General features: G+C 68.4%; 21 protein-coding genes and 1 pseudogene. 12 read left to right on the top strand and 10 right to left on the bottom strand.

From position 1 onward, the window contains the following. Positions 1-103 precede the first annotated feature (103 nt). Both Aau02nite_RS23940 and Aau02nite_RS23935 read right to left on the bottom strand, forming a co-directional pair. Positions 104-382, bottom strand: a complete 279-nt coding sequence (locus Aau02nite_RS23940) for a GlsB/YeaQ/YmgE family stress response membrane protein (RefSeq protein WP_246595391.1) — start codon at positions 380-382, stop codon at positions 104-106. 117 nt (positions 383-499) lie between these two features. Continuing rightward, positions 500-1,111 (bottom strand): copper chaperone PCu(A)C domain-containing protein, encoded by a 612-nt coding sequence (locus tag Aau02nite_RS23935; RefSeq protein WP_212990790.1) that lies wholly within the window; start codon positions 1,109-1,111, stop codon positions 500-502. 260 nt (positions 1,112-1,371) lie between these two features. On the opposite strand from Aau02nite_RS23935, the gene Aau02nite_RS23930 reads away from it, so the two are divergent. The 4 genes from Aau02nite_RS23930 (at position 1,372) to Aau02nite_RS23915 (ending at position 3,187) form a co-directional block, all read left to right on the top strand. Continuing rightward, positions 1,372-1,509 carry a hypothetical protein gene (locus Aau02nite_RS23930; RefSeq protein ID WP_212990789.1) on the top strand — a complete coding sequence of 46 codons (138 nt, stop codon included), beginning with the start codon at positions 1,372-1,374 and terminating at the stop codon, positions 1,507-1,509. 62 nt (positions 1,510-1,571) lie between these two features. Next, positions 1,572-1,991, top strand: a complete 420-nt coding sequence (locus Aau02nite_RS23925) for a PRC-barrel domain-containing protein (protein WP_212990788.1) — start codon at positions 1,572-1,574, stop codon at positions 1,989-1,991. 76 nt (positions 1,992-2,067) lie between these two features. Continuing rightward, positions 2,068-2,460, top strand: coding sequence for a nuclear transport factor 2 family protein (locus Aau02nite_RS23920; RefSeq protein WP_212990787.1), 393 nt, complete (start codon positions 2,068-2,070; stop codon positions 2,458-2,460). Positions 2,461-2,632: 172 nt separating this feature from the next. Continuing rightward, positions 2,633-3,187, top strand: coding sequence for a general stress protein (locus Aau02nite_RS23915; protein ID WP_307857944.1), 555 nt, complete (start codon positions 2,633-2,635; stop codon positions 3,185-3,187). Here Aau02nite_RS23915 and Aau02nite_RS46660 read toward each other — a convergent pair. From Aau02nite_RS46660 to Aau02nite_RS23900, 4 genes and pseudogenes are all read right to left on the bottom strand, one after another. After that, complete coding sequence (locus Aau02nite_RS46660; protein WP_246595390.1) at positions 3,084-3,722, bottom strand: PRC-barrel domain-containing protein; 639 nt, start codon at positions 3,720-3,722, stop codon at positions 3,084-3,086. The genes Aau02nite_RS23915 and Aau02nite_RS46660 overlap by 104 nt on opposite strands. Before the next feature lie 46 nt (positions 3,723-3,768). Then, the gene (locus tag Aau02nite_RS46655) at positions 3,769-4,011 is read right to left on the bottom strand and encodes a hypothetical protein (protein WP_246595403.1); all 243 of its coding nucleotides are present in this window, start codon (positions 4,009-4,011) and stop codon (positions 3,769-3,771) included. Next, positions 3,983-4,262, bottom strand: a pseudogene (locus tag Aau02nite_RS46650) (SPFH domain-containing protein); the annotation flags it as partial. The gene Aau02nite_RS46655 and the pseudogene Aau02nite_RS46650, both read right to left, overlap by 29 nt. A gap of 16 nt (positions 4,263-4,278) precedes the next feature. Further along, a complete protein-coding gene (locus Aau02nite_RS23900) occupies positions 4,279-4,734 on the bottom strand; it encodes an NfeD family protein (RefSeq protein ID WP_212990785.1) in 456 nt (151 codons plus the stop codon). Positions 4,735-5,051: 317 nt separating this feature from the next. Between Aau02nite_RS23900 and Aau02nite_RS23895 the strand changes: the two genes are divergently transcribed. From Aau02nite_RS23895 to Aau02nite_RS23890, 3 genes are all read left to right on the top strand, one after another. Next, positions 5,052-6,611, top strand: a complete 1,560-nt coding sequence (locus tag Aau02nite_RS23895; protein ID WP_281421016.1) for a sodium-dependent transporter — start codon at positions 5,052-5,054, stop codon at positions 6,609-6,611. Between the two features lies 1 nt (position 6,612). After that, positions 6,613-6,741, top strand: a complete 129-nt coding sequence (locus Aau02nite_RS47445; protein ID WP_281421015.1) for a hypothetical protein — start codon at positions 6,613-6,615, stop codon at positions 6,739-6,741. Positions 6,742-7,105: 364 nt separating this feature from the next. Continuing rightward, positions 7,106-8,293: a cation:proton antiporter gene (locus tag Aau02nite_RS23890; protein ID WP_212990871.1), complete on the top strand. Its 1,188-nt coding sequence runs from the start codon at positions 7,106-7,108 to the stop codon at positions 8,291-8,293. Between the two features lie 731 nt (positions 8,294-9,024). Here the strand turns inward: Aau02nite_RS23890 and Aau02nite_RS23885 are convergent. Then, positions 9,025-9,219 carry a hypothetical protein gene (locus tag Aau02nite_RS23885; protein WP_212990783.1) on the bottom strand — a complete coding sequence of 65 codons (195 nt, stop codon included), beginning with the start codon at positions 9,217-9,219 and terminating at the stop codon, positions 9,025-9,027. A gap of 471 nt (positions 9,220-9,690) precedes the next feature. On the opposite strand from Aau02nite_RS23885, the gene Aau02nite_RS23880 reads away from it, so the two are divergent. From Aau02nite_RS23880 to Aau02nite_RS23870, 3 genes are all read left to right on the top strand, one after another. Further along, entirely contained in the window at positions 9,691-12,327 is a 2,637-nt protein-coding gene (locus Aau02nite_RS23880; RefSeq protein ID WP_438841169.1) for a ricin-type beta-trefoil lectin domain protein, read from the top strand. A 187-nt stretch (positions 12,328-12,514) separates the two neighbouring features. Next, a complete protein-coding gene (locus Aau02nite_RS23875) occupies positions 12,515-13,366 on the top strand; it encodes an SAM-dependent methyltransferase (RefSeq protein ID WP_212990781.1) in 852 nt (283 codons plus the stop codon). A gap of 197 nt (positions 13,367-13,563) precedes the next feature. Beyond that, complete coding sequence (locus tag Aau02nite_RS23870) at positions 13,564-16,452, top strand: AfsR/SARP family transcriptional regulator (RefSeq protein WP_212990780.1); 2,889 nt, start codon at positions 13,564-13,566, stop codon at positions 16,450-16,452. 115 nt (positions 16,453-16,567) lie between these two features. Here the strand turns inward: Aau02nite_RS23870 and Aau02nite_RS23865 are convergent, their stop codons facing one another. Both Aau02nite_RS23865 and Aau02nite_RS23860 read right to left on the bottom strand, forming a co-directional pair. Further along, positions 16,568-17,176 carry a LuxR C-terminal-related transcriptional regulator gene (locus tag Aau02nite_RS23865; RefSeq protein ID WP_246595402.1) on the bottom strand — a complete coding sequence of 203 codons (609 nt, stop codon included), beginning with the start codon at positions 17,174-17,176 and terminating at the stop codon, positions 16,568-16,570. Between the two features lie 41 nt (positions 17,177-17,217). Then, entirely contained in the window at positions 17,218-18,324 is a 1,107-nt protein-coding gene (locus tag Aau02nite_RS23860) for a sensor histidine kinase (RefSeq protein WP_246595388.1), read from the bottom strand. Positions 18,325-18,436: 112 nt separating this feature from the next. On the opposite strand from Aau02nite_RS23860, the gene Aau02nite_RS23855 reads away from it, so the two are divergent. After that, positions 18,437-19,597, top strand: coding sequence for a serine hydrolase domain-containing protein (locus Aau02nite_RS23855; protein WP_212990779.1), 1,161 nt, complete (start codon positions 18,437-18,439; stop codon positions 19,595-19,597). A 26-nt stretch (positions 19,598-19,623) separates the two neighbouring features. Here Aau02nite_RS23855 and Aau02nite_RS46645 read toward each other — a convergent pair whose 3' ends face one another. After that, positions 19,624-20,394: a non-ribosomal peptide synthetase family protein gene (locus Aau02nite_RS46645; protein ID WP_246595387.1), complete on the bottom strand. Its 771-nt coding sequence runs from the start codon at positions 20,392-20,394 to the stop codon at positions 19,624-19,626. On the opposite strand from Aau02nite_RS46645, the gene Aau02nite_RS23845 reads away from it, so the two are divergent. Next, positions 20,333-21,247, top strand: coding sequence for an RNA polymerase sigma factor (locus Aau02nite_RS23845; protein WP_246595386.1), 915 nt, complete (start codon positions 20,333-20,335; stop codon positions 21,245-21,247). The genes Aau02nite_RS46645 and Aau02nite_RS23845 overlap by 62 nt on opposite strands. Positions 21,248-21,287 lie beyond the last annotated feature (40 nt).

The raw sequence follows: 21,287 nt of genomic DNA, 5'->3' as shown, positions 1-21,287 counted from the left end.
GTGCTTCATTCCGAAGCCGTATCCAGCGGTTCTGTCTCAACGCCTCGACGAGGGCGGGTATCGCCAACCGGCACGGCGGCGCGGATTCGGCCGGGCAGAGGGCTCATCGCCGTCTGCCCGGCCCGGCGCCGGCAGCGTCGTCACGACTCTTGTGTCGTGACGATCGCCGATCGGCCACAGCCGCGACCAGAACCACGGCGCAGAGGCCGAAGACGATCTGAACGATCAGCTCGCCCGGGCTGAACCGCCCGATGCCGAGGCCGGCCATCCTTGCGACCATCGTGCCGAGCAGGACCGCAGCGATCGCCGCGGCCGGCGTGCAGATCCGAATGCGTCCGTGTGGAACGACGAGTACGCCGGCGACACCGAGGGTGAGGCCCACGGCCAAGGCGGTGACGAAACTGGTCGACGTCATCGTACTGAGCCCTTCTGATGGCTGGGAACGGTTTCTCCATGGGCCCGCAGCACAGCTGCGGCCCATGATGCGCGGCGCCGTGGGTCAGGACCCGGACGGCTCGACGGCGGCCGGGGCCGCCGACGTGCCGGCGTAGCACCGGTTGCTCGGCTCCGGCCGGACAGCGTTGCTGGGCTGCACCAGCGCTTCCACGGTGACGGAACCGGCACGGTCGAAGGCGAACGTCACCGGGATGGTGGTGCCCGCGAGGATCTCCCGGTCCAGCGCCAGCAGCTGGACGTGATAGGCGTCGAACGGGGGGACGCCAGGAGGCGCCGTGGCCGGGTTGGGCTGTACCGGCCGCAGCGTCAAGGCGGCAACGTCGGCGGCGGTACCGTCACAGTCGGCATCCCAACGGATCTTCGTCGTGCCGGCGGCCGGGCTGCTGACCGAGCGCAGCACATCGGCGGTTGGTGCTTCGTTGAAGACGGTGAACCAGAGCCGGGCCTCGTCCCCTGGCCGGTATCGCACGTTGGGTGGGGCGTCCACATGCACGCCGATCAGCTGTATCGGACCGACGCGCGCGTTGGTGCCCATGAGGCTCTCCTGGAACGGCGCCTGGGGATCGTTGGGGACCGCCTGTGGATCTTCGGTCTGGCACCCGCTCGCCATGGCTGTCACGACGATCGTGACGACGGCCACGATCACTGCTCTCATCCTCATCATGGCGGGGGGCCTACCCGGTTGCACGTGGCGCCATAGCGCGAGACGCCGCGGTTACGGCGTCTGATCGACGTGACAGATCGTCGGTGAATCGTCATGGATCCGCGACCGCTTCGCCATGTCGCGGATTGAAGCTGGGAAGCCATGCCAGACAGCGACACGACACATGATGATCACGTCCATGTCTCACCCGGCGTGCCTTCCGATGGGGACAGCTGATGCGTAGCAGTGGACGGGCGCGGTTTGCCGTCATCGTGATGCTGCTGCTCACACTGCTGTGCTTGCCGATCGTGATCATGCAGCGGAACTGGGCCGGGCTTGCGGTGGTCATCGTGGCGCTGACGGTCTCCACCCGCGAGGTCATGGCCGCGATCCGGCGCGGCAGGGACTGATCAAGGGCGTCCGGCACGAATATCAAGAGAGGATCGAGACAGTGACGAACCACGCAGCTCAGATGCTGAAGCTCAGTGACACCGATCTGATCATCGCAAATCCCGCGGAGGACATTCGCGGGCGCACGGCCAGGGACGTCAACGGCGAGAAGATCGGCAAGATCGAAGATCTGCTCATCGACAACGAGACCAACGAGGTCCGGATGCTGCGCGTCGAGCACGGCGGGGTGCTCGGTTTCGGAGCGACGCCGTCGTTCGTACCGGTGGAGGCCATCAGCCGGATCACCGACGAGGACGTCCATCTGCGGCGGGCCGGCGCCGAGGTCGCCCAGGCGCCACGCTACGACCCGGAGCTGACCGACGAGCGCGAGTTCTACGGTCAGGTGTACGGCTACTACGGGTACCCGCCCTACACCACGTCGGGCATGGCCTCCACCGTGCCGTACCCCATGGTCGCCACCCGGGGCATGGGCATGTACTGACGGCTCGAGGTGCCGGGCCGCGGACGCCGCGGCGTCCGCGGCCCGGCACCTCACGTATCGACCGATCGGAGGAACCATGAATGCCGACGACAAGCGCGGGACGCCGCGAGGCACCCGTGAGGTTCTGGAGGCTCACCTGAAGTGTCGACAGTCCGGTGACCTCGACGGCGATATTCGCGACAACTATCACTCGGACGTGGCGCTGCTGTCCGCCGAAGGAGTACACCACGGCACCGAGGCGGTGCGGGCACTCGCCGGTGTGCTGCGCCGGTACCTGCCCGACGGCGACTACCGATACCGCCAGGTGCTGACCAGGGGAGAGGTTGGGATGCTCATCTGGTCCGGCCGCTGCGCGGACACTGACACCGAGGTGCATGACGGGGTCGATTCGTACGTCGTCCACGACGGACGCATCGTGGCCCAGACAATTCACTACGCCACCGCTCCCCTCACCGAGCATCCGGTGTGACGGCGGCGGGCCGCTGGGTGGTGCACGCCGCACACGGCACCGCAGCACAGTCGCCGCTGCGACACCGTGACGGCTGATGCTCAGCAGTTTCTCGAGTTCGTGACGTTTCGACGCGACCGGTTTTCGGTCCACCTCCGCAGGAGACGTGAAGGTTGACGAAGGGGAGGACGACATGACCGACGATCGATTCTCACAACAGAGCTCGTCGATTCCGGCACAACCGCAGGCGACTTCGGTGGCCCCCGCCCACGTCGGCGTCGCCCAGCGGGTGATCGCGGTCCACTCGGATCACCACAGTGCCGTGCGGACTTTGCAGAACCTGACCGATGCCGGCTTCCCGGCCGACCGCACGACAATCGTCGGACGGGAGCTGACCTTCGTCGAGCGGGGCACCGGCCTGTTGTCCACGGCCGAGGTGACCAGGCGCGGCGCGACAACCGGCCTCGCCATCGGCGGCCTCACCGGATGGCTGCTCGGATTGTTCAACCTTGTCACCCCATCCGTGGCGACGTGGTGGCTGGTCGTCAACGCCGCTCTTCTCGGTGCTGTTCTCGGCGCGGTCGCGGCCTTGCTGGGCTACGTGGCCACCCGCGGACGACGATCGTTCTTGACCGAGCCGATCCTCACTGCCGCACACTTCGATCTGCAGGTGGACGCCGACCTGGCCGACCGTGCCGTTCGTATGCTCGCGAGTCATGAGTCTCCGGCCACGCCCAAGTCACGTTGATCACTCGCCAGCGCAGGCACAGCAGGAAATCATGCGCATGAATCGCTCCAAGGTCAGAACCGGGCATCACCGGCGACTCCAGGACCGCCGCGAGCCGTATCGCCAATGACCGGCGTCGGCCCGCGGCCGTCCTCCAGCGCTGGAATGACCGCGACGGCCTACCGTGGTAGGTACCCGTAGTAGCCGTACAACTCGTCGAACGCCTCTTGACCGTCCACAAGGGTGGGTTCGTATCGTGGAGCACCGGCCACCTGATCGCGTGATGCGCCCACGTACACGTGTCATCGGTCATCCGCGTCACCGCGGCCGTCGGAATCAGCGACGCTGTCGCGCCGAAGCCGAGAATGCCGCCATGCGTGATCTGCAGGAAGCGGACCTCCCGCTCTGCCTCGTCGATCAACAGATCGTCGACCTCGCCGAGTGCCTCGCCGGCCGCATCACACACGGTACGGCCACGAAGATCCTGAGCCGGATCACTCAGGATCTTCCTGCTGTCACTGAGCTTCACCAGCGGTGTGGTGCTTCGCGATGCCATCGGTCGATCCTTTCCGTCGTGGTGAGCACACCTGTTTGCCGCCCAGTCAGGCGTCGTCCTGGGGACGACCGCTCAACTCGCCCGCCGGCAGAGGGCGGCTCGGCTGACCGTTGACCGACCCGGAGACCTGAGCCTCGGCCGCACGGACCTGAGCGTTCACCGCAGCGGCCTCCTGAGCCGCCGCCTCAGCCGCCTCAGCCGCCTCCCGCTCGACCGCGGCGGCGTCGACCTTGCCCGTCGGCAGGTCGCCGACCATGTCGGCCAATCCGGTGCCGGTTGATTTCCTCACGACTGGTCAACGCCCGCTCCAGATCCAGCGAACCGATCACATTACGCAGCGTCGTAACCGTCAACTGCTCGATCGCCTGCAAGAAGTTCGCGATCTCGTACGTCGCACGTACCCAGCCGCTCCACCACATCGTGCCGCTGCTGCGGAACGATCCGGACAGCCTTCACAAGGGCAATGACGGCAAACAAGACAACAACAGCAATGATGACACCGGCGACGGCATCCCTGTACGCGAACCACCCTTTATGAATAGATGAGCGGGGCGTTCTAGGGTAGAAGACCAGTCGTGCCGGACAGATCGTCTCGCCAGACCACCGCTGTGCCCGCGTTGATTTCGACAATCCTGACCCGCTCGCCGGGAGGGTAAGTGACGGAACCTTCGAGGGAACGCGCCTGCCACAACTCGCCGTCGATCTTCACCATGCCGCTATCGACATCCACCTGCTCCACGACGACGGCGGCGGCGCCCTGCATCGCCTCCACGCCCATGCCCACCGGCCCCGGTTTGGCCAGGTGACGGCGCAGCGACGGTCGGACCGTTGCGAGGGTCAGCGCTGAGACTGCGACGAACACACCAGCCTGCAGCGGTACCGGCGCACCGAGGCCGGCGGCGGCCGCGGCCGCCAATGCGCCCGCCGAGAACATCAATAGAAAGAGGGTGGCCGTGAAGATTTCCGCTACGGCGAGCGCCACAGCGACAACAACCCACAACACCACATCCATCATCCGATCGTGTCACGTCCGTGCCGCTTCGACCACCGAAGTTCTACCGCCACGTATTAAAGGAAGTGGTTTGCCGAGAGCTGTCACGGAACCGTCATGTTTCCGTGCCGGGTTCGGCATGAGGAGAACGTATCTTGCATTCTCACGCGTGCCGCCCGGCCGGCCGGGCGGCGGAGGCAAGGGCGCCCCAGTGGCGCTCGGTGCGGCTCGGCGGCCCCAGCGTGGACGGCGGGCGATGTGCCCGGCCGGATCGGCGTGACCACCGGTGAGCCGTGCACTCCGGCCGGCGGCGCCCCATACTGGATCCCTATCGATCCATGCGACACCCATTCGGTCCAACTATCTCGAAGGGGGAGCACGTGGCCGGCGGAGACCCTGTCGCGGAACCGCGAGAACAGTGGGGCACCCGACTCGGGTTCATCATGGCGGCGGTGGGCTCAGCGATCGGGCTGGGCAACATCTGGCGCTACCCGTACGTGGTGTACGACAACGGCGGGGGTGCCTTCCTCATCCCCTACTTCATCGCCATCGCCACCGCCGCGGTGCCGGTGCTGATCCTGGAATACTCCCTCGGCCACAAGTACCGTCATGCGGCCCCGTTCGCGTTCCGGCGGGTTCGCCGAAAGGCCGAATGGCTGGGCTGGTTCCAGATCGGTATCTCGCTGATCATCATGACGTACTACGTCGTGATCCTCGGCTGGGTGCTCAGCTACTTCTACTACTCGTTCGGCTCCCGATGGGGCGACGATCCGAACGCCTTCTTCTTCGGTTCCTATCTGGGCACCACGGACAGCTTCTGGTCGGTCGGCGGCATCCAGTGGAAGGTGCTGCTCAGTGTCGCTGTGGCATGGGCGCTGACCTATCTGATCCTGCGCCGCGGGGTACGCCGGGGCATTGAGCTGGCAGCCAAGATCCTGATCCCCACGCTGGTCGTGATGATTCTGGCTATCGTCATCCGCGGGCTCACGTTGCCGGGAGCCGCTTCCGGGCTCAATGTCCTGCTCACCCCGGACTTCGGGGCGCTGCTCGATGCGCAGGTGTGGGTCGCTGCCTACGGTCAGGTGTTCTTCTCCTTCAGCATCGGCTTCGCCGTCATGATCGTCTATGCCAGCTACCTGCCGCGTCGCAGCGATCTGTCCAACAGTGCCGTCATCGTGGGCATGAGCAACTCGGGATTCGAGTTTCTCGCCGCCCTCGGCGTCTTCTCGGTGCTGGGTTTTCTCGCCACCCAGCAGGGCACCGGCGTCACTGAGGTGGTGGAGAGCGGCGTCGGGCTCGCTTTCGTGGCCTTCCCGCAGATCATCAACGAGATGCCGGGGCTCAACTCGCTGTTCGGCGCGTTGTTCTTCGGCGCCCTGCTGTTCGCCGGGCTGACCTCTGCGGTGTCCATCATGGAATGCGCGGTCGCCGGTGTCCGGGAGAAGTTCCGCCTGTCCCGCACGACCGCCATCAACATCACCTGTGGGATCACCGCGCTGCTCAGCATGATCTACGTGACCCGAGGCGGGCTGTACTACCTCGACGTGGTCGACCGGTTCGTGAACAACTTCGGCCTGATCCTCGCCGGACTGGCCGAGGTCATCCTGATCGCCTGGATCGCGCGTCAGCTCGGCCCGCTCCAGGCCCACATCAACCGGGACTCCTACCTCCGGGTGGGCTGGTGGTGGACCATCTCCCTGATGGTGATCACGCCGGCACTGCTGTCGGTGATGGCGGCAATCAACATCTACCAGGAGATCACCAACCGCTACGAGGACTATCCGCTCAGCGGCCTGCTGGTGATGGGCTGGGGCGTCGTGGGGCTGACTCTCGTCCTGGCGTTCGTACTGCAGAGGCTGCGCCGGCACGAGGAACTTCCGGAAACGATCGGAGGGTGACATGGGTACCAGTGCTGTCATCATGCTGCTGATAGGGGCAGTCGGACTGTGGGGCACGCTTACCTTCGCTGTGTGGAACTTCCTGCGCCGCTCGGCGGCGGAGTCCAAGGACGGCACCGGCCAACCCTGAGTGGGTGCACCGTTCCCGGCAGGGTTTCAAGGGCGTGCAGCCTGTGCGAGCCGTATCTCGCCGCCCTGTCGGGGCCACATCCATGTGAGCGTTGCTCCGGCGACGGGTGGGGAAGCCCGCGCCGGTGACTGTGGTCCGCCTGGCAGCCGAGGGCGTGACAGCACATGGCGGTGTCAGCTGGGGGTCATGCCCGCGCGGGAGACCCTCCGTCCGCGCCGGTGAGTCCGAGGCCGATACAGTGCTGACCGGCATCGCACCCCGCGCGGATGACCTGAGCACGCGATCGGGACGCCGATGAACCGACCGTCCCGCCGTCCGGCTCGTGGAGGACTCTGTGCTGTTGTTGACCTTTGCTGCCGTCCTGATGGCGGCGGTTCTGGTGTCCGCGCTGGCGAACCGGACGATTCTGTCCACCGCGGTTCTGTTCCTTGTCGCCGGCTTCGTGCTGGGCCCGGACACCACCGGCGTGCTGGACGTGCATCCTGATACGCCGATCGTGGGCACCCTGGCCGAACTGGCACTGTTCGCGGTGCTGTTCACCGACGGCATGCGGGTCGGCTGGGCCGATCTGCGGTCGGCGTGGCGGTTGCCCGGCCGGGCGCTGGGCTGGGGACTACCGCTGACCCTGCTGATCACCGCAGTCGCCGCGCACTACGTCGCCGGACTCGGCTGGGCGGAGTCGTTGCTGGTCGGGGCGATCCTCGCTCCCACCGACCCGGTGTTCGCCTCGGCGCTGGTCGGCAACGACAAGGTCCCGGCCCGGCTGCGTCACCTGCTCAACGTCGAGTCCGGCGTCAACGACGGCCTGGCGCTGCCGTTCGTCATCGTGTTCCTGGCCGTCGCCGCCGGTTCAGACGATCTGCATCTCGGTGAGCTGGCTCTGGAGGTGACACTGGGTGTGGTGGTGGGCGTGGCGATCCCCGTCGCAGCGATTCTGCTGGAACGCTCCCGGTTCTTCTCCGCCTCCACCGCCTACGAACCCCTCAACGGTCTGGCGATCGGTCTGCTGGTCCTGGGCGTGGCACAGGCGACCCACGCCAACCTGTTCCTGGCCGCATTCTCCGCCGGCATCACCGTGGCCACCTTCGGGCCTCGGCAGCGCGCCGCTTTCGAGCACTTCGGGGAGAACATCGCCGAGCTGTTCAAACTGGCCGCACTTCTGGTGTTCGGCGCGCTGATCTCGCTGGAGTTCCTCGCCGACATCTCCTGGACCGGTTGGCTGTTCGCCGTGCTGGCGATCTTCGTGGCCCGTCCCGCCGCGCTGTGGCTGTCGTTCTTGCGTTCCGGCCTCGGCCTACGCGAACAGGCTGCGGCGATGTGGTTCGGCCCGAAGGGCTTCGCCTCGGTGGTCTACGGCCTGCTGGTCCTGGAGTCCGGCATCACCGCCGGTAACGAGATCTTCCACCTTGTCGCGTTGACGATCGTCATGTCGATTCTGCTGCACTCGTCGACGGATGTCGTCGTTGCGCGGGCTTTCGACCAGGAAGCGGAAGCGCCGGCCTGGCACGGTGTGCTGCATCGCCGGGTCCGCGCGCTCCAGCGGCGTGACTGATGGGCCTCACCCATCGTCCTTGAAACACCCGTCCGACATGGTGCTGTGGAACGGCCTCGAATCGCACCGTCATGCTCGGCTGCCGACGTCCGCAGTTCCGCCGAAAAGGACGGCACGAACGCGAGGTCCGTGCACAGATGCTGTGGTGGGACCACCGCATCTGTGCACGGACACCCGAACCGGTGCGTCCGTGCACAGATGTCCGGCGGCGGAGTGTCGTCGTCCGGTGCCCCGGCCGTTCTCGGGGGGCCGGGATGGGGCTGAGGCTCCGGGCCGGCGCCGCTCAACCAGCATCGTCGCCGTCCATGGCGCCGCCGGTGCGGTCGTATGACGGTCGGATGACAGTACGCGGCCGACGTCAGTTGACCTCGTCCTGCTCACCTGTGACGAGGCGGGCGACTTCGCCTCGTCAGATCTCTCTTATGTCCGGCTTCGGGTTTCCTGCTGAGCTTGGTCCTCGGGTGCCGGACTCCGACGGCTCCGAATCTGATGACGTCTCCCGCGGTCCATGGCGACAACGATGACCGCCACGGCGACGGCGACCACGACCGGCCAGTGCCCACGGCTGCCGGCCAGCAACAGACCGGTTACCGCAACGGGCGACAAGAAGACGGCGAGCGCCAGGATCTGCCAATCGGTAAGGTTCATATCACGGCTCCATGGCGGACGGATCGCCCCTCGACATCCGGACTGGCCCGAGGAACGGTCCGCCTCTTCGCGCAGGGGCTGAGTCAGTCACGGCGGCGGTAGACGTAGACCGGTCGAGCCTCATGGCGAACGGCATACGACAGGACCAGCGTGCCGATCATGACCGCCAGCACGATGCCCGGCACCGATCCGAGGACGGCCGCGGTGGTTATGCCGGCAATCATGAGAACGAGAACAGCAGCCATCAAGACGAGTGCTCGTAGGTCGCGAAGCCTCATCACAGCTCCCTTCGTATCGCGCCATCGGCGGCGGTACGCAGCCGACGGCCTACACCCACGGTGACCGGCCAGTACGTACGCGGCGACTCGGACGCATGACACCTTGATGACGCGGGCGGCAGTCGGCCCTGCAGGTCCACGGGCAACTGTGCGCGCCGACGCCCAGCGCCGCCCCCGCGACAGACGGTGCCCGGCGGTGACGCGGCCCAGCAGAGCGGGGACATGATGCAGTCGGCTTCGACGGGCCCGGTCGCCGGCGAATACCGAGCGTTTTGACGCTTCATGAAAAGCCGTTGAAAAAGTGTTACGCAGAGGAACTACGGGTGGGCGTACCTCCATTAACGTTGCTGTCTTGTAAAGCGTGAAATCATCTGTCTATATTGTCGACGCTCAATGGTTGCCAGATCGGTCCTGGATGAAGCGAGGGAGCGCCACGTGAAGAGTCTGGGGAAGTCGTTGCTGGCAGCCGCGATGGTCATCGCCGCCACGTCGGTGGGTGTGGCCGGCCACGGCGCTCCCGCCGCCGCCGCGGTTCAGGCGACCTATTACGTCGCCGCCGACGGGGACGACGCCAACCCCGGATCGCTCTCGGCACCCTTCCGGACCTTGCAACGCGCTCGCGACGTGGTCCGGACCGTCAACGTGAACATGACCGGCGACATCCAGGTGTATCTGCGCGGCGGCAGCTACCCCGTGGGCAGCACCATCGAATTCGGGCCGGGCGATTCCGGGACCAACAACTACCGGATCATCTACGCCGCTTATCCCGGTGAGAACCCGATTCTCGAGGGCGGCACCCGGGTGACCGGCTGGAGCCAGCACACCGGCAACATCTGGAAGGCCCCGCTCGACCGGGCCAACAAGCTGCGCGCGCTCTACGTCAACGACAAGCGGGCGTCCATGGCCTCGAAGACGATCGCCTCGTCGGGCTGCCACGGGTCGTACACGATCACCGCCGGGCAGGCCGCGTGGGCGTGGGAATCGGGGTCGCAGTGCGCCGGCTCCCGATACAGCACCTCCGACTTCCCGGCCATCGCGGCCAACCAGGATGACATCGAGATCGAGACGTCGACGACCTGGACCTCGGCCATCGTCGGGGTGCGTCAGGTGACCACCGAGGGCGGCAGCCGGGTGGCGCTGTTCCAGCAGCCGGGCGCGGCCATCGCCCAGGGCGCCTTCAACGGCAACGCGCAGGTCGGGGGCTCCCACAAGGTCATGAACGCCTACGAGTTCCTGGACGCGCCGGGCGAGTTCTTCTTCGACAAGACCAGCCGGACGCTGTACTACTACAAGGCCGATTCCGAGAACATGCCGGCCGCGTCGGTCTTCGCACCCAACAACGTGACCACCCTGCTGCGGGTCTCGGGCACCTCGACGAGCAGCCACGCCCGCAACATCACTTTCTCCGGCCTCACCGTCCAGCACTCCGACTGGAACCTGTTCACCGTGGCCGGATCGTCGTTCAAGCAGGCGCAGCAGGGCAATCTCGGCGCGCTCGCGTACGCCAAGCAGAACTTCCACGTCTACTACTACCGCAACGTCGACGTCACCCCCGGCATGATCCAGGTCCAGAACGCCGACGGGATCCTCTTGCAGCGCAACCGCGTCCAGCACACCGGCGCCGACGGGATCAGCCTGGTCAACGACGTGCAGGGCAGTCAACTGATCGGGAACCACACCAACGATGTGGCCGGATCCGCGGTGGTGGTCGGTCACCCGCAGCACGTCTACATCGGCGACCACACGTCCACCAACCGGGAGAAGTACCCGGTCCAGGTCGAAGGGCTGCCGAAGAACATCGAGATCAAGAACAATCACCTGTACGACAGCGCGGTGCTCTTCAACGGTCACAGCCCCCTGTCGGCGTACTTCGTCGACACCCTGACCGTGCAGCACAACCGGATCGAGAAGGCGCCCTGGTCCGGCATCACCCTCGGCTGGGGATGGTGGAACTTCGACGGGTCATCCGGCTCGATCGCGCCGAACCGTCCCACCACGACGGCGCGGAACAACACGATCAGCCACAACCACATCATCGACACGGTGCAGCGCCTCAGCGACACGGCTCCGATCTACACGCTCGGCAGCCAGCCCGGGACCACCATCACCGACAACTATCTGCAGGGCGTTCCGGCCGGCCACAAGTACGGCCTGCACCCGGACGAGGGTTCGGCGTACATCACCTTCCGGAACAACGTCCTCAGCGTCGACAAGAACGTCACCTGGCTGATCAACTCCGACGACTTCGGCCGCAAGCACGATCTGAGCATCACGCAGACGTACGGGCCGATCAACAAGGTCTCGAACAAGAATCTGCCCAACAGCACCGTGCAGGACATCCTGGTGTCGTCGGACTATGTCTGGCCGGCGGCGGCGTACGCCATCGCGGTGAACTCCGGTTTGCAGGAGCCCTTCCGGGACCTCGCCCCGCGCGTGCTGCCCGATCACGTCCTGCCCGCCAGCACCTTCGTCGTCAGCGGAAGCTCCATGATCCCCGTCCGTAGCACCGGCGACGCGACCCGGACGATCTGGCTGGCGCCGTCCGGCACGACGACCTTCACGGCCGGGCCGACGATGACATCGGCCGCCGGCAACGCCACCTCGATCGCAGTTCCCTCGTCGCCGGGCGACTACCGCCTCTTCGTCCTCGACGCCCAGGGCAACCGGTCGGCCGAGTCCCGGTCGCTCGTCCGGCAGCAGGGCGGCGGCGGCTCCCCGCAGGCCGGCCAGCTCGTCGGGAGCCAGTCCGGCCGGTGCGTCGACGTGCCCAACGCCACGACCGCCAACGGCACCCAGGTGCAGCTGTGGGACTGCGACGGCAGCACCAAGCAGCGGTGGGCCTACGGCCCCGGCAAACAATTGACGGTGTACGGCAACAAGTGCCTGGACGCGTACGGCAACGGCTCGACGAACGGCACCGCGGTCATCATCTGGGACTGCCACGGCGGGACCAACCAGCAATGGAACGTCAACTCCGACGGCAGCATCTCCAGTGTCCAGTCCGGCCTGTGCGTGGACGCCAACAACGCCGCCACCGCCAACGGCACGAAGCTGATCCTCTGGTCATGCAACGGCGGCACGAATCAGCGCTGGACCCTCCGCCCCTGACGTGCCTACCCGATGGAGCCGGCGGATGGACGGTCAAGCCCATACCGCGCAGCTTGTACAATGCCTAGATTCCGGACATTCCCGCGCCGACGACACGGCCAGGGAGGAACAGCTTCCGGCGGTGACCTTCACGCCGGCTGTACATGGCTGTAGGCGGTGTGCAGGTTCGGCTGCGAGGGTGAGAGCTATGAATACCCCACCTCTCCCGGACGGTGTCGCGTGGACGGCCGTCCTGGTTGCCGCCCAGCGGGCCGCCGAGTCGCTGTCCGCGGCGCCCGCCTTCCGGGACCCGCTGGCCGAGGCGGTCCTGGTCCACCTCGGACTCGCCCATCCCGGGCAGGCGCCCCGCTTCTCCGAGATGCCGAGCGAGATGGCGGGCCTGACTCGCCTGATGGGCGACCTGGTCACCGTGCGGACCCTGCATCACGACCGGCTGTTGACCGACGTGCCCGTCGAACAGATCGTGCTGCTGGGCGCTGGGCTGGACGGCCGTGCGTACCGGCTGCCCTGGGCGGGGCGGCGCGTCTTCGAGCTGGACCGGCCCGCCATCCTGGCGCTGAAGGAGGACGTGGCCCGCGCCGCGGGCCTGGAACGGACGGCCGAGCGTACGCCGGTTGCGATCGACCTGGCCGACGACTGGCCGGCCGCCTTGACCGCCGCGGGTTTCGACCCGTCCCGGCCGACCGGTTGGCTGGCCGAAGGGCTCACGATTTACTTGAGCCGCGCCGAACTTGACCTGATGCTGAGCCGGATCGGTGAACTTTCCGCGCCGGGCAGCCACCTCGGCATCGAGGTGGCCACGTCGCTGCGGGCGGGTCTGCTGGCTGAGGAGTTCGCCGAGGACGGCGTCGGCCGCGTGCTCAGCCTGTTCGGCAGCGGGCCGCCGACCCCTCCGCACGACTGGCTGGCCGGTCACGGGTGGCGCCTCGCGGAGCGTAGCCTCGCCGAGCTTGCCGATCAGCACGGGCGGCAGGTCCCCCGGTGGTTCGACCCGTCCCGCGGTGGGTCGACCGTCTGGTATTTCGACTGCGCCCGCTGAGTGGGGCCAGGCGGTCCGTGCGTGCAACCGGACGCCGTAGGTCCCCGCGCGAATCCGCTCGATCATCGTGGCCTCCGGACCGCCCGAGCTGATCGGCAATTGACTTACTCGTCCAGCGCTCCTTGTTCTGGACGAGCAAGTCAATAATGGGTAGGCTGCCTCGCGGAGTTCCTCAGCGTTGCTGCTCCAGTGTGAGGATGGCCTTGGCGATCGACGTCATGGGGTTCGGCTACGGCGTTCTGGGTCCACTGGAGGTCCGGTACGCGGACGCGCCGGTCCCGGTCGGCAGACCTCGGCACCGTGCGCTGCTGGCCGCGCTGTTGATCCGACCCAACACGGTGGTCTCCACCGGCCTCCTCGCGCAGATGCTGTGGGAGGAAACGCCGGCGCGGGCCACGGAGCTGCTGTACGGCCGGATCGCCGAGCTGCGCAGGGCGATGCGGGAGGTCGCCGGCCGGCCGGTGCCGGACCTGGAGACGCACGAGGGCGGCTATCTGCTGCGGGTGGCGGACGGTGCGCTGGACGGGCAACGCTTCGAGCGGCTGGTCGAGGCCGGGTCCCGCGCGGCGCAGGCCGGCGATCACCGCCGGGCGGCCCGGCTGCAGCGCGAGGCCCTCGCCCTGTGGCGCGGTCCGGCGCTGGCCGAGGTGGCCGACCTGCCCGGCGCCGAGGCGGAGATCGCGCGGTTGCAGGAGCTGCGGATGCGTGCGGTGGAGGCGCGTGTCGACGCCGACCTTGCCGAGGGCCGGCACCATGAGCTGATCGGCGAACTGGTCGCGCTGGTCGCTGAGCATCCGCTCAACGAGCGGCTGTGGGGTCAGCTGATGCTCGCCCGGCACCGGTCCGGCCGGCTCGGCGAGGCCCTCGCCACTTTCGACACCGCCCGTCGGGAGCTGGTGGAGCGGCTCGGGACCGAGCCCGGGGAGCATCTGCAACGGTTGCACCTGCAGTTGCTGCGCCCGGACCTGGAGTCGACCCCGGACGTGCCGGTTCCGGTCGGGGTCCTGCCCCGGCCGCTGACCACCTTCGTCGGCCGCGACAGCGAGGTCGCGACGGTCCGGCGCCTGCTCCGGACGCATCGGCTGGTGACCGTGACCGGCGTGGGCGGGGCCGGCAAGAGCCGGCTCGCCGTGGAAGCCGGCGCCGGCCGTGCCGCATGGTTGGTCGAACTCGCCGCGGTGACCCAGCCGGACCTGCTGGCGGACGTCGTGGCTGACGCGCTGGGCGTGCCGCCGCACGGCACCCGTCCCCGGCTGGACGCCGTTGCCGAGCACCTCCGTGACGTCGACGGCCTGCTGATCCTGGACAATTGCGAGCACCTGCTGGATTCCACCGCCGGGCTGGCCGAGCGGATGCTGGCTGGGTGCCCCAGGTTACGGATCCTGGCCACCAGCCGGGAACGGCTCGGCGTCACCGGCGAGGCGTTGCTCCCGTTGCCCGGCCTGGCCATGCCGGAAGCCGGCGCCGCCACCGCGGAGTCGGCCGGCCGATCATCGGCCGTCCGGTTGTTCGTGGAGCGGGCCACCGCCACCAGCCCCGGCTTCGCGCTGACCGACAGGACCGCCACGGCGGTCGCCGCGATCTGCCGGGACCTCGACGGTCTGCCCCTGGCCATCGAACTGGCCGCAGCCCGCGCCAACGCCTTCACCAGCGACGAACTCGCGGCCCGGCTCGGCGACCGCTTCCATCTGCTCCGGGGCAGCCGCACAGCCGAGCCGCGGCACCGCACCCTGCACGCCGTCATGGACTGGAGCTACCAGCTCCTCAACGACGACGAACGCCGCCTGTTCGCCCGGCTGAGCGTCTTCTCCGGCCGGTTCGAGCTCAGCTGGGCGGAGAAACTGGCCGCCGATCTCCACCCGCCCGCCACGACCGCGGCCATCGTCGCCGCGCTGGTCGACAAATCCCTGCTGAACCAGGAGTCCGGCCGCTACCGGATGCTGGAAACACTGCGGGCGTACGGGACCGAGCAACTGGCCGAGCACGGCGACCTCGATCACGCCCGGGACCGGCACGCCGCGCTCGTGGTGGCGATCGCCGACGATCCGCGCCAGCAGCTCGAAGGCGACGGCACGGCCGCGCAGCTGGTGGGCGCCACGATCGAGCAGTTCCGCACGGCAATGGACTGGTCCGCCGACCGAGGCGACGCGCAGACCGCGCAGCGGATCGCCGAGGCCCTGACCCTGCACCGGCACGAACCCGGCGAGCACGCGGTGCGCCGCCGATCGTTGCAGTCGACGCTGCACGGCGGCGGGGACATCTCCCCGGCCGTGCGCGCCCGGACGCTGAGCGGGTTGACCCTGCTGGCGACCCATCAGGGCGATCTCGAGGCGGCCACCGCCGCAGGTGAAGAGGCCGCCGCCCTGTTCCAGGAAGCCGGCGATATGGACCGCTACGCGATAGTGCTGCGCCGGCTCGCCTTCGCGGAGATCTTCTGCGGCAGCCTGAACCGGGCCGACGCCCTGCTGATCCGCGCCCAGCCGGCCACCGCAAACTTGAAGCCCGCAGTACGGGCAGCGGTACTGGCCGAACGCGCCCTGATGGCTCTCCTGCTCACCGACTTCGACCAGGCCGCCCGACTGAGCGACGAGGTACACGAGATCCTGCGGGATCCCGACGATGCCGACCTGCTCACCTACACGACGCTGATCCGTGCCGAGGCGACCCGCAACCTCTCGGGACCGGCTGTGGGCGCCGAATGCCTGCGTGTCGCGCTTCGCCGTATCGACGGGGCGGGATGGCTGTGGAACACCGCCCTGGGACTACAGGTCGCGTCACGGTTCTTCGACGACCTCGGACTGCCACGGCAGGAGATCGTCATGCTGTCCGCCGTTCACGAACTACTGCAACGGCCCGGTGGCGCGTTACTGCGCTGGGCCGAGGGACACAACCGCAAACGGTTCGCGTGGCTGCGGGAAACCCTGGGTGCCGCGCAGTTCGAGGCACTCGTGTGGGAGGGACGGACCCGTCCCGTCATCGACCTGCTCGACGAGGTGTACCGCCAGCTGTCGCCGCCGGACCTGCACACCACCTACAGCCACGGACAGCCGGCCCGAAGGTCACCGCCGGAAGCTGTTTCTCCCTGACAAACGAGGCAGCACCTGAAGCAGGTCCGCGTCGCCCTGCACACCGAGGGCCCGATCATCCGCGCTGGACTGATCCGTCTTCTGTAGTTCCAGCCCGGTCCGGTCGCTGCGCTCCTCAGTCCAGGCGACTGCGGCCCGGGCCTGCGAGGTATGTCAGGACGGCGAGCACGCGACGGTGCCCGCCGTCGGTCGGGGCCAGGCCCAGCTTGCCGAAGATGGCGTTGATGTGCTTGTGCACGGCGTTCGCGGTGATGAACAGTCGGCCGGCGATCTCGGTGTTGTCGCGGCCCTCGGCCATCAGCGCGAGCACCTCCCGCTCCCGTGGCGTCAGGGTGGACACGGGGTCGTCGCTGGCCCGGGTCAGCAGCTGGGCGATGACCTCGGGGTCGAAGGCGGTGCCGCCGGCGGCCACCCGGCGTAGCGCTTCGATGAACTCGTCGATGCGGCTGACGCGGTCCTTGAGCAGGTAGCCGATGCCGCGCGGCGCGCCGGCGAGCAGTTGGGTGGCGTACTCCCGCTCGACGTATTGGGAGAACACCATCACCGGGAGGCCCGGATGGCGGCGCCGCGCTTCGATGGCGGCTCGGATGCCCTCGTCGCGGAACGTCGGTGGTAGCCGGACGTCGACGACGGCCACGTCGGGGCGGTGCTCGTCGACCGCGTTGAGGAACGAGTCGGCGTCGGCGACGGTCGTGACCACCGTGAAGCCGTTGACGCTGAGCATCAGCTCCAAGCCGCCGGACAGGAACTCGTTGTCCTCGGCGATCACCGCTCGGAGCACGGCACCTCCAGGGTGATCTCGGTCGGCCCGCCCATCGGGCTGCACACGGTAAGAGTTCCGTCGAGCGCGCCGGCCCGCCGACGGATGCCGGCGAGGCCGGTTCCGCGCGCTTCGTCCGTCCCGCCGGCGCCGTCGTCGGTCACCGTCACGGTCAGCAGATCGCCGTGACGGGACGCGCGGACGCCCGCACGAGTTGCGCGGCTGTGCCGGGTAACGTTGCTCAGCGCTTCGGTGACCGCGAAGTATGCCACCGTCTGCACCGCTGCGGGTACCCGGCCGAGGTCACTGACGTCGACGGTGGTCGGTAGGCCGCTGCGGGCCGCCACGGCGACGAGCGCGCCGGCCAGGCCCCGGTCGGCCAGGATCGGTGGGTAGATGGTGCGGATCACCGTACGCAGCTCGACCATCGCCTCCTCGGTGCCCTGGTGTGCCTCGGCGACCAGCCGGTTCACCAGGTCGGGGTCGCCGGCCGCCTGCCGGGCCACCGCGAGGCGCATCGCCACCGCGACGAGCCGGGCCTGCGCGCCGTCGTGCAGGTCACGTTCGATGCGACGCAGTTCGGCGCCGTGCGCGTCGAGCACGTCGGCCCGGGTGCGGGTGAGATCGGCGACCCGGCCGGCCAGCCGTTCCGCCTCCGACGGCGTCAACGCCCAGCGGGTGACCCGGGCGTGGACGCCGGCCAGCGCCGGGAACGTCCCGTAGGTCACCGCCGCGAGCACGGCGAACTGCACGGTGCCGAGCCCGATCGCGGTCGCCCACCCGGCGACCGGCACCTCGACGAACAGCGTGACCGGCTCCTCGGCCGGGAACGCCCACCAGAGCGTCATGGCGATCACGGCGGTCACGAGGTTGCCGGCGACCAGTAGGGCGAACAGTCCCAGAGGCAGTCCGGTCGTGAGGTGGACGGTCAGCCACAACAGGTGCCGGCGGAACCGCACCGGGTGCCACCGCCGGTCGCCGGCCAGCCGCAGGTGCCACCGGGCCCACCGCTCGCGCACGCCGGGCAGGCACAGCACCGGCAGGCCGGGCAGCGACACCACCGCCGTGCCGAGTATTGCCAGGAGGTAGGCCGTGGCCCGCCGACGCGTCATGACCACATCTGTACCTGAACCCATCATCGGCCCGCACTACAGCCAGCTGTAGCCCTCGGTGCGGTAGCCAGCGGTATGGGGTGCGGCGCCGCGGATTCCTAGATTTCCGGGCATGAAACTTTTGCGAATCGCAGTGACAGCGGTCGCGCTGGTCGCGGGAGTCGGCGTCACCGTTGACGCGCACGCCGGCTCCGGGCGGCTGACCGACCTTGACCGGCTCCGTCGTGACACCGCAGCCGTGCACGCCCTGGGCCTGCCGGGAGTGCAGGCGCGTCTGGTGACCCCGAACGCGCGCGCGGTCGTCGCGACCGCGGGCGTCGCCGATCTGCGGACCGGTCGCCGGGTGCCGCCGAACGGCCGGGCCCGCATCGCCAGCACCGGCAAGGCCTTCATCGCGACGGTGGTGTTGCAGCTGGTGGGGGAAGGACGGGTCGGCCTCGACGACCCGGTGGAGAAGTGGCTGCCGGGCGCGATCCGCGGCAACGGCAACGACGGCCGCGGCATCACTGTCCGGCACCTGCTCCAGCACACCAGCGGCCTGCACGACGACGTGCCGGACTTCGCCACCGCCGCCGACTACTACGAGCACCGGTACGACGTGTACACACCAGCCGAACTGCTCGCGCGGACCTTGCGATACACGCCCGACTTCGCGCCGGGCACGGCGTGGCGGTACTCGAACGTCGGCTACATCGTGGCCGAGATGGTGATCGACAAGGTCACCGGACGCCCGTGGCACGAGGAAGTGCGACGGCGTGTCGTCGACCGGGCCGGTATGCGCGACACGACGTGGCCGGGCAACCTGCCGACACTGCCCGGCCCGCATGCACGCGGCTACCACGAGTTCGATGCCGGCGAGCTGACCGACGTCACCGAGCAGGTCATCGTCGACGGTGGTGCCGCGTTCATCTCGACCACCGCAGACGTCAACCGCTTCTTCCGAGCGCTGCTCGGTGGCCGGCTGCTGCGGCCGGCGCAGCTCGCCGAGATGACCCGGACGATGCCACTCGGGCAGGAGTTCGAGCAGCTGCTGCCGGGGGCCAGATACGGGCTGGGCCTGTTCGAGCGGCCACTGCCGTGTGGCGGCACGTACTGGAGCCATCCGGGCGGTGGCAGCGGCTACACAAGCGACAACGGTGTCACCCGCGACGGCCGTCGCAGCGTGTCGGTATCGGTGTCAGGTACCCGGCCGGACCTCGCCCTGCGGCACCAGCGAGCCACCGATGCGGTCGTCGAGAACGCGCTGTGCGGGCCACGCGTCGGAGCTTGGTGATTACGATCAACGGGCCCTGGGTGTGGTCAGAACGCCACGGCGTTCGCGAAGGCCGGGACTGGCTGGCGGCCGACGACGGCGGAGTCCTCGCCTTCGAGAACGCCAGGTTCCGCGGGTCCCAGCCCACCAACCAGTGCGGCGGCAGTTGAGCGGACAGAGGGCGGCACCGCGGCGCGGAGCGCGCCGCGTCCGTCGGCGATCTGGTGAGAGAACGTCAGGAGGACGGCGGTTCCCTGATCACCGGAAGCGTCGCTCACCAGCGTTGCGCGCGCCAGGGGACTCCCGTCGGCATCGAGGGGGCGCGTCTGCTCCTCCGCTGCCGCTTCGCGCCAGTCGGCCCGGTGAACCTCCCGGACCGGGATCGGCTCGGTCGCCGCACGGAATGCCGGGCGGTCGCCGGTGCGATCGATACTGGCGGCGAGCAGCGGATGCGTCTTCTGGAGATACGCGAGCGCGCGCTCCAACTGCTGTGCCGAGACTGGTGAGGCGAGTTCGACCACGAGCGAGAACTGCACCGGGTTGCGACTGATGTAGAGGTCGATGATGTGCTCGAACGCCCCGCAACTGGGGGTGCTGGCAACTGGCAGTCTCAACGGGTATTCGCCGCAGCTGCCGCGAGGCTGTCCGGACTTGCGGTTGAACTTGTCCTTGTTGGGTGAGTTGAACGGTGCCGCAATGCGGCGCTGTCGATGTGTTCGGTGTTCACCGTCACGTGGCCGGGGTACCGTCGGCGCGGTGACGATCGACCTTGCTGAGGCTGCACGGCGTGGCGACGACGACGCGTTCGCGTTGCTCATCGGGGAGCACCTGGCCGGTATGCGGGCTGTCGCGATCGCGATGCTCGGTCCCGTCGGCGAGGCGGACGACGTGGTGCAGGACGCCGTGCTCACCGCGTTGGGCAAGATGGCCACGTTGCGCGATCCGGCGGCGGCGGGCCCCTGGTTGCGGGCGATCGTGCGTAACAACTGCCGGATGCTGCGGCGCTCGCCGCGGGCCGTTCCGGTCGCCGACCCGGAGCCGCTGCTGGCCGCTGAGAGCGGCGCCGACGAGATTCTTCACCGGGCCGTGACGCGGGACTGGGTACGGCACGCGCTGGCCGCTCTTCCCGGGCCGACGCGGGAGGTCACCGTGCTGCGCTACTTCACCGAGCACTCCTCGTACACCGCCATCGCCGAGGTCTGCGCGGTGCCGGTCTCCACCGTCCGCAGCCGGCTGCGGGACGGCAGATCCGCGCTCCGGCACGCGCTGCGGGAGGCGGCTTCCGCCGCGTACGCGGATGCGCGTGCCGCGGATGTGAGCGCTCGTCGAGATGCCGAAGCCACGGTCGCTGCGGGGGAGCGGGGCGACTTCGCCCGGCACGTCACGGATGTCTTTCAGCCCGATGCGGAGATCCTCATGTCCGGCCGTCCCGTCGGTGACGTGCGGTCCATTCTCGGGATGATGGAGTACACGCATCACGCGGGCGTGGGGAAACGCGTCCGCGATGTCGTCGTCAGTGGGGATGTCATGGTCTGGGAAACCGACTTCCTCAATCCAAGACACGACCCGGCTCATTGTCCTCCGGGACTCGTCTGGCTGCATGACATCGTGGAGGGGCGTACCCGTCGTCTTCGCCTTGCCTACCGGCGGCTACAACCGGCTGAGATGTAGGTCACTGAGCCGGTTCCGCACTTTCCGCGGCGCCACGCAT

This window comes from Actinoplanes auranticolor (assembly GCF_018332655.1).
Classification (GTDB): Bacteria; Actinomycetota; Actinomycetes; order Mycobacteriales; family Micromonosporaceae; genus Actinoplanes; species Actinoplanes auranticolor.
The sequence above is the reverse complement of the archived record's forward strand: the minus strand, read 5'-3'. Positions and strand labels throughout refer to the sequence as shown.